The following is a 6,137-nucleotide window of genomic DNA, read 5'->3' on the forward strand; positions in this document are numbered from 1 at the left end:
CCCGCCGGCAAGCGAGCCGGTGAAGCCCACCGCCTTGATCAGCGGATGCTGCACCAGCGCATGGCCCACGTCGCGCTTGCCGCCCTGGATCAGCGAGAAGACGCCCGCGGGCATGCCCGTCGCGCGGATCGCCGCGTCGATCGCCTGCGCGACGATCTCGCCGGTGCCGGGATGCGCGGAATGGCCCTTGACCACCACCGGACAGCCTGCCGCCAGCGCCGCAGCGGTGTCGCCGCCGGCGGTCGAGAAGGCGAGCGGGAAGTTCGACGCGCCGAAGACCGCGACCGGGCCGATGGGACGCTGGATCATCCGCAGATCCGGCCGCGGCAGCGGCTTGCGATCGGGCAGCGCCGCGTCGTGCCGGCGGTCGAGATACTCTCCCTTCTCGATATGGCGCGCGAAGAGCCGCAGCTGCCCCACCGTGCGGCCGCGCTCGCCCTCGAGCCGGGCTTCGGGCAGCCCGGTCTCCTGGGTGCCGATCTCGGTGATCGCGGGGCCCCGCGCCTCGATCTCCTCGGCGATCGCGTCGAGGAAGGCCGCCCGCTCCGCCCGGCTGGTCGCGCCATAGGTCTCGAAGGCCGCCTCGGCGGCCCGGGCGGCGCGATCGACCAGATCGGGCGTTCCCACCGCGAAGCGATGTGCCGGGCCATGCGCCGGGTCGGAGGAGAATTCCGCCTCCGCCCCCACCCATTCGCCGGCGATCAGGTGCTTGCCCGTGATGGTGGCTCGTTCCGCGACGATCTCGGTCATATCAGGTTCCTCTGCGAAAGGTTGCGCATCAGCGCCGCGATCCCGAAGGTCCATTCGGGACATTCCGTCGACAGGCGCACGATGTTGGTGAGGCGGCCGAGGCCGGGCGCGGCGATGCTCACCCGGTCGCCCACCTTGTGGGTGAAGCCCTCGCCCGGCACGTCGCGATCCTCGGTCGGCGCGAAGAGCGTTCCGAGGAAGAGCATGAAGCCGTCGGGATACTGGTGGTGGCGCCCCCGCGTCTGGCGCACCAGATCCTCCGGGTCGCGGCTGATCTCGCGCATCGAGCTGTGCCCGGTCAGAAGGTAGCCGTCCTCGCCCTCGACCTCCAGCGTCAGCTCCGCGCGGCGCACGTCGTCGAGGCCGTATCCCGCATCGAAGAGCCGGATCATCGGCCCGATCGCGCAGGAGGCGTTGTTGTCCTTGGCCATGGGCAGAAGCAGTGCCGAGCGCCCCTCCACGTCCCGCAGGTTCACGTCGTTGCCGAGCGTCGCCCCCACGATCCGCCCGTCGGAGGCGACCGCGAGCACGATCTCGGGTTCGGGATTGTTCCACGTCGAAGACGGGTGCAGCCCCACCGCCGCGCCGGGACCCACCGAGGAGAGCACCTGCCCCTTGGTGAAGACCTCCGCATCCGGCCCGATCCCGACCTCGAGATACTGGGACCAGAGACCCTCGGCGATCAGCGCCGCCTTGACCCGCGCCGCGCCCTCCGAGCCGGGCCTGACGTCGCGCAGGCTGTCGCCGATCGCGGCCGCGATCCGCGCCCGCACTGCCTCCGCCCTGGCCGGATCGCCGGCGGCGCGCTCTTCGATGACCCGCTCGACCATGGATTTCGCGAAAGTCACGCCGCAGGCCTTCACCGCCTGAAGATCGCAGGGCGCGAGGAAATGCGCGCCTCCCTGCCCCGGCACCGCTGCCGCGATCTCCCCGATGCTCCCGATCGCCACACCTTCGGCCGTGGCGACATAGGCCGCCGGGTCCGCCATCTCGCAGACATCGCGCACGGTCGGCGCCTCGCGCGACGTGATGTCGATGACCTGCCCGTCGCGGATCGTGACCACCGAAGGCCCGCCGGCGGCTTCCGTCCACACCCGCCCGAGAAGGCAACTGCCCGCCGCATCCTCGCCCAAGAAATCCGTCATGCCCGCACCCTTCTCCGCTGGCCGCTCCCGTCTTACCGGCGCAGGCGGCGCGCTTGAAGCCCCAGAGCGATATTTTGCCCCGCAGACGGCGCGCCCCGGGCCGGCCGGGGTTCCCGTCCCGGCCGGCCCCTGTACGGGCTGCCGCCGGTCGCCTATGAAGCTTCGGTCACGAGGCCCGGATCGGGGACGTCATGCTGCGCAAACTGGCCCTTCTCTTCATCGTCGTCGCGGGCGGGGTCACGGCCTTCTTCGTCTTTCATCACCCGCCGATGCGGCTGATGCCGCCGCCGCTTCTCTACCAGACCGACGGCCAGCGCATCTTCGACGCCAGCCCCGCGCTCGAGGTGGACAGCCGGATCGATCTCTTCTACGTGACGAACCGCCTGCCGGTCGGAACGCAGGGGTCGCGGATCTACACCGTCGCGCCGGATCGCCGCCTGCATTTCGGCACCGCCACGCTCAGGATCGGCGAGGACGACACCCCGATCGAGCAGATCCTCGAATGGAGCAAGCGGGCCGATACCGGCGACCGGCCCTTCATCCGGCTGGAGCGCATGCAGGAGGCCGCAACGCTGCCGCAGGGCGCCGAACCCGATGCGGACACGCTCGCGTGGTTCGAATCGGTCGATGCGGCGCTTGCGGCCAGCCGCAACCGCGACGTCCTGGTCTATGTGCACGGGGCGAACACGACCGTGGAGCGCGCCGCCGGCCAGGCCGCGCAGCTGAAGCATTTCGCGGGCCGCGATTCGGTCGTGGTGCTCTATGTCTGGCCCACCGCCGAGAACTTCCTGCGCTACTCCCGCGACATCGAGAACGCCTTCGGCGCCTCGCCGCATCTCGCGGAATTCCTCGAACTGCTCGCGGCGCATACGAACGCCCGCAACATCGACGTCTTCACCTACAGCGCCGGCGCGACCATCGGCAGCGACGGCCTCGCGCGCCTGGCCACGGACGCGCCCCAGGCCGCGGAACGCCTGGGCGAGATCTACCATGCCGCTCCCGATGCCGATTTCCGCGGCTTCGTCGACGACCTCCAGCGCTATTCGGGATATGCCGAGCGCGTGACGACCGCCGTGAACCTCGGCGATTCCGCGCTGCGGCTCGCCGGCGCCGTCAACCGCGCCTCCCGCGCCGGCCGGCCCGACCTCGCCGAACTGTCGCCTGCGGCCACCGAATGGCTGCTCGCCGCCGCCGCCGAGGACGACGGCGTCGACATCCTGCAGGTGCACCCGGAGAACATGCCCGACCTCGCCGCCACATCGCATACCTTCTGGTACGACGACCCCTGGGTCAGCAACGATCTCCTGCTGGCCCTTCTCTTCAACCTCGGCACGGCCGAGCGCGGCCTCGAGCCCGGCACCGGCACCTCCGGCACCGGCTACTGGACCTTCCCCACCGACTACCCCGAGCGCATCGCCGCATTGGGCAGGCGCCTCGCCGCGGCCGCCCGCATGCAGGCGACGCCCTGAACGGCTCAGCGCTCGGTAATGCGCCGCAGCAGGTCACCGTAGCTCATCTCGTGATCGAAGGCGCCGGTGCGCAGGAAGATTACCGCCTGGGCGATCACCAGCGGGTTGTTCATCATGAAGGTATGGGTGACCGGCAGCACGATATGGTCCGTCATGCCCTCGACCCGGGTGCTCTCCACCGACACGGCCCCATCGTCCGGACCCGGCAGGAAGGCCGAGAAGAGCGGATTGACCGACCTGTCGCCGGCGATCACGCCGAGCTCGAAATCGACCGGCCCGAGCTTCGCGCTGATCCCCTCCGTGCCGAGCTCGGTTCCCGCCGGCCCGGTCAGCATCGGAAAGATCGCGAGATCCCCGAAGGTATCCACCACCTCCGAGCCCTGGTTCGGCGGCGCGAGCATCACCGCGCGCCCCATGTTCTCGGGCCGGTTCTCGCGCATCCAGCCGCGCAGCAGGATGCCGCCCATCGAATGCGTGACGAAATTGACGCGCTCCTCGCCGCATTCCGCAACCGCCGAGGTCACATGATCCATCAGCCCCTCGATCGTCGTCTCGGTCGAGGGATAGCCCAGGTTGACCAGCCGGAATCCGGCCGCCCCGAGCATCTCCTCCATGACGAGGAGCGATGTCTCGCTGCGCCCCAGCCCGTGCAGCAGCACGACGCAGCCGCCCTCGGATGCGCCCCCCTCCGCCTCCATCGTCTGCGCCTCCGTCGCCATCGGCTGTGCCAGCAGCACGAGGCCCGCGAGCCCCCCCAGGACCGCCGTCAGGATGGGCCGCCTGCCCCCCGCCGACCCGGGCGCCGGCGCATCACTGCAGGACGAGCGTTCAGACATTCACAGACTCCCTGGGCCGAAGGAACCCCAGCACCATCTCCGCGGTATCCCGCTCGCGCCGGGCCAGCCATTCGGCATCTATGGGACAGTCGAACACCACGCGCAACGTGTGCTGGTTCGAGATCGGGAAATAGCAGAGCGAGGCGATGGCGATATAGAGATCGACAGGATCGACGCCGCTGCGGAACGCGCCCGCCGCGGCCCCGCGTTCGAGGATCTTCTGCAACTGCACCACGAGCGGCGACTGGATCTCGCTCACGTCGCGCATCTGGCGGATCGTGGCGCCGCCGCGCAGGTTCTCCGTATTGAGCATCGAGACGAACCAGGGCTTGGAGCGGAAATGCTCCAGCGTGAACGCGACCAGCGCGCGGATCGCCGATTCCGGATCCTTGCTTTCGAGGTCGAGCCCGTTCTCGCCCGAGCGGATCTGCACATAGGCCTCGCGCAGGGCCGCCATGTAGAGCGCGTCCTTGTCGCCGAAATAGCTGTAGATCAGCGGCTTGCTGACGCCTGCGCGAGCGGCGATGGCGTCGATCCGGGCGCCCGCATGGCCGAGCTCGGAGAATTCCTCGAGCGCCGCGTCGAGGATCGCCCGGCGCGAGCGCTCGGCGTCGCGGCGCTGGGGCGGACGGACGGCGCGCGTCATCGATCGGCCCTCCGGCCCGCCGGCAGCAGCCTGCCGAGCGCCCGCCGTACCGCCGGCAGGCTCGCGAGGATGGTCAGCAGGATCAGCGCCACGAAGACCGCGGAGATCGGCCGGGTGAAGAAGGGCGTCAGGTCGCCGTCGCTCAATGTCAGGCCCCGGCGAAGGTTCTTGTCGAGCAGATCCCCGAGGATGATCCCAAGCACCAGCGGCGGCATCGGGAAGTTCATCTGCCGCAACACGAAACCCGCCACCCCGAACCCCACCATGACCCAGACGTCGAAGAGCCGCTGGGTCAGCGCGAAAGGTCCGATCACGCAGAGCGCGAAGACCACCGGCATCAGATATTCCCGCGGCACCTTGAGCACCTGCACGAAGACCCGCGCCAGTGCCAGGCCGTAGACGGCGATGGCGATAGTCGCGAGAAACAGCATCGCGGCCACCGAATAGATGAAATCCGGCTGCTCGAGCATGATCATCGGCCCCGGCCGGATGCCGTGGATGAAGAGCGCAGCGATCAGCACCGCCGCCGGGGCCGAGCCGGGCACGGCCAGGGTCAGAGCCGGGATCAGCGCGCCCGGCACGACCGCGGAATTGCCGGTCTCCGCGGCGGTCAGCCCCTCCTTGGACCCGTAGCCGAACTGGTCGCGCTCGGGGCTCAGCCGCCGCGCCGCTGCGTAGGAGGCCCAGGCGCCGATATCCTCACCCACCCCGGGAATGATGCCGACCATCGTGCCGATCACCCCCGAGCGCCCGATGGTCCAGCGGTAGCGCCAGAGGTCCGCCAGCCGCGGCAGCACCCGGTCGGCGCCGCGCCTGAGATCCGCGATGTCGGGCCGGCGCCGCCACATCACCGTGAGCACCTCGGCGAAGCCGAAAGCCCCGACCATGGCCGGGATCAGCCCGATGCCGCCGTTCAGCTCGCTCAGGCCGAAGTTGAAGCGGACATGGGCGTGTATCCCGTCCGATCCCACCATCGCCACCATCAGCCCGAGGATCCCGGCGATATAGCCCTTGATCGGCGCGGCGCCGCCGGTGAGCTGGCCCGAGATCACGATCCCGAAGACCGCGAGCCAAAAGAACTCGAAGGATCCGAACTTCAGCGCCGCCTCGCCCAAGGGTGGGGCGAGCAGCACAAGGAGCACGATGCCGACCACCGTGCCCAGCGCCGATCCGGCCGTCGCCAGCGCCATCGCATAGGCCGCCTCGCCGCGCTGGGCCAGCGGATAGCCGTCGAGCGCCGTGGCGGCGCTGGCCGGCGTGCCGGGGATGTTGAGCAGGATCGCCGTGCGCG

6 protein-coding genes are annotated in these 6,137 nt (G+C 70.0%); 1 reads left to right on the forward strand and 5 read right to left on the reverse strand.

Annotated elements, in window-relative coordinates; all coding sequences use genetic code 11:
• Both V7050_RS17085 and V7050_RS17090 read right to left on the reverse strand, forming a co-directional pair.
• A partial coding sequence (locus V7050_RS17085; RefSeq protein WP_324410893.1) for an aldehyde dehydrogenase family protein occupies positions 1-750 on the reverse strand: 750 nt, incomplete at its 3' end.
• Positions 747-1,895: a fumarylacetoacetate hydrolase family protein gene (locus V7050_RS17090; RefSeq protein WP_324369132.1), complete on the reverse strand. Its 1,149-nt coding sequence runs from the start codon at positions 1,893-1,895 to the stop codon at positions 747-749. The genes V7050_RS17085 and V7050_RS17090, both read right to left, overlap by 4 nt.
• A 191-nt stretch (positions 1,896-2,086) precedes the next feature.
• Between V7050_RS17090 and V7050_RS17095 the strand changes: the two genes are divergently transcribed.
• Positions 2,087-3,364 carry an alpha/beta hydrolase gene (locus V7050_RS17095; RefSeq protein ID WP_324369134.1) on the forward strand — a complete coding sequence of 426 codons (1,278 nt, stop codon included), beginning with the start codon at positions 2,087-2,089 and terminating at the stop codon, positions 3,362-3,364.
• 5 nt (positions 3,365-3,369) lie between these two features.
• Here the strand turns inward: V7050_RS17095 and V7050_RS17100 are convergent, their stop codons facing one another.
• The 3 genes from V7050_RS17100 to V7050_RS17110 form a co-directional block, all read right to left on the reverse strand.
• Positions 3,370-4,200 carry an alpha/beta hydrolase gene (locus V7050_RS17100; protein ID WP_324369136.1) on the reverse strand — a complete coding sequence of 277 codons (831 nt, stop codon included), beginning with the start codon at positions 4,198-4,200 and terminating at the stop codon, positions 3,370-3,372.
• On the reverse strand, positions 4,193-4,846 hold the full coding sequence (locus V7050_RS17105; protein WP_324369138.1) for a TetR family transcriptional regulator: 654 nt from the start codon (positions 4,844-4,846) through the stop codon (positions 4,193-4,195). Before V7050_RS17105 ends, V7050_RS17100 begins: the two co-directional genes overlap by 8 nt.
• Positions 4,843-6,137: tripartite tricarboxylate transporter permease (locus V7050_RS17110; protein WP_324410895.1), on the reverse strand; the 1,295-nt coding region annotated here is incomplete at its 5' end. The genes V7050_RS17105 and V7050_RS17110, both read right to left, overlap by 4 nt.

The sequence above is a fragment of the Amaricoccus sp. genome, assembly GCF_036846665.1.
Lineage (GTDB): Bacteria > Pseudomonadota > Alphaproteobacteria > Rhodobacterales > Rhodobacteraceae > Amaricoccus.

Bases quoted from the DNA above. Each gene is read 5' to 3' on its own strand.
- V7050_RS17090 (WP_324369132.1), bottom strand. From the start codon at position 1,895: ATGACGGATTTCTTGGGCGAGGATGCGGCGGGCAGTTGCCTTCTCGGG.
- V7050_RS17095 (WP_324369134.1), top strand. From the start codon at position 2,087: ATGCTGCGCAAACTGGCCCTTCTCTTCATCGTCGTCGCGGGCGGGGTC.
- V7050_RS17105 (WP_324369138.1), bottom strand. From the start codon at position 4,846: ATGACGCGCGCCGTCCGTCCGCCCCAGCGCCGCGACGCCGAGCGCTCG.
- V7050_RS17100 (WP_324369136.1), bottom strand. From the start codon at position 4,200: ATGTCTGAACGCTCGTCCTGCAGTGATGCGCCGGCGCCCGGGTCGGCG.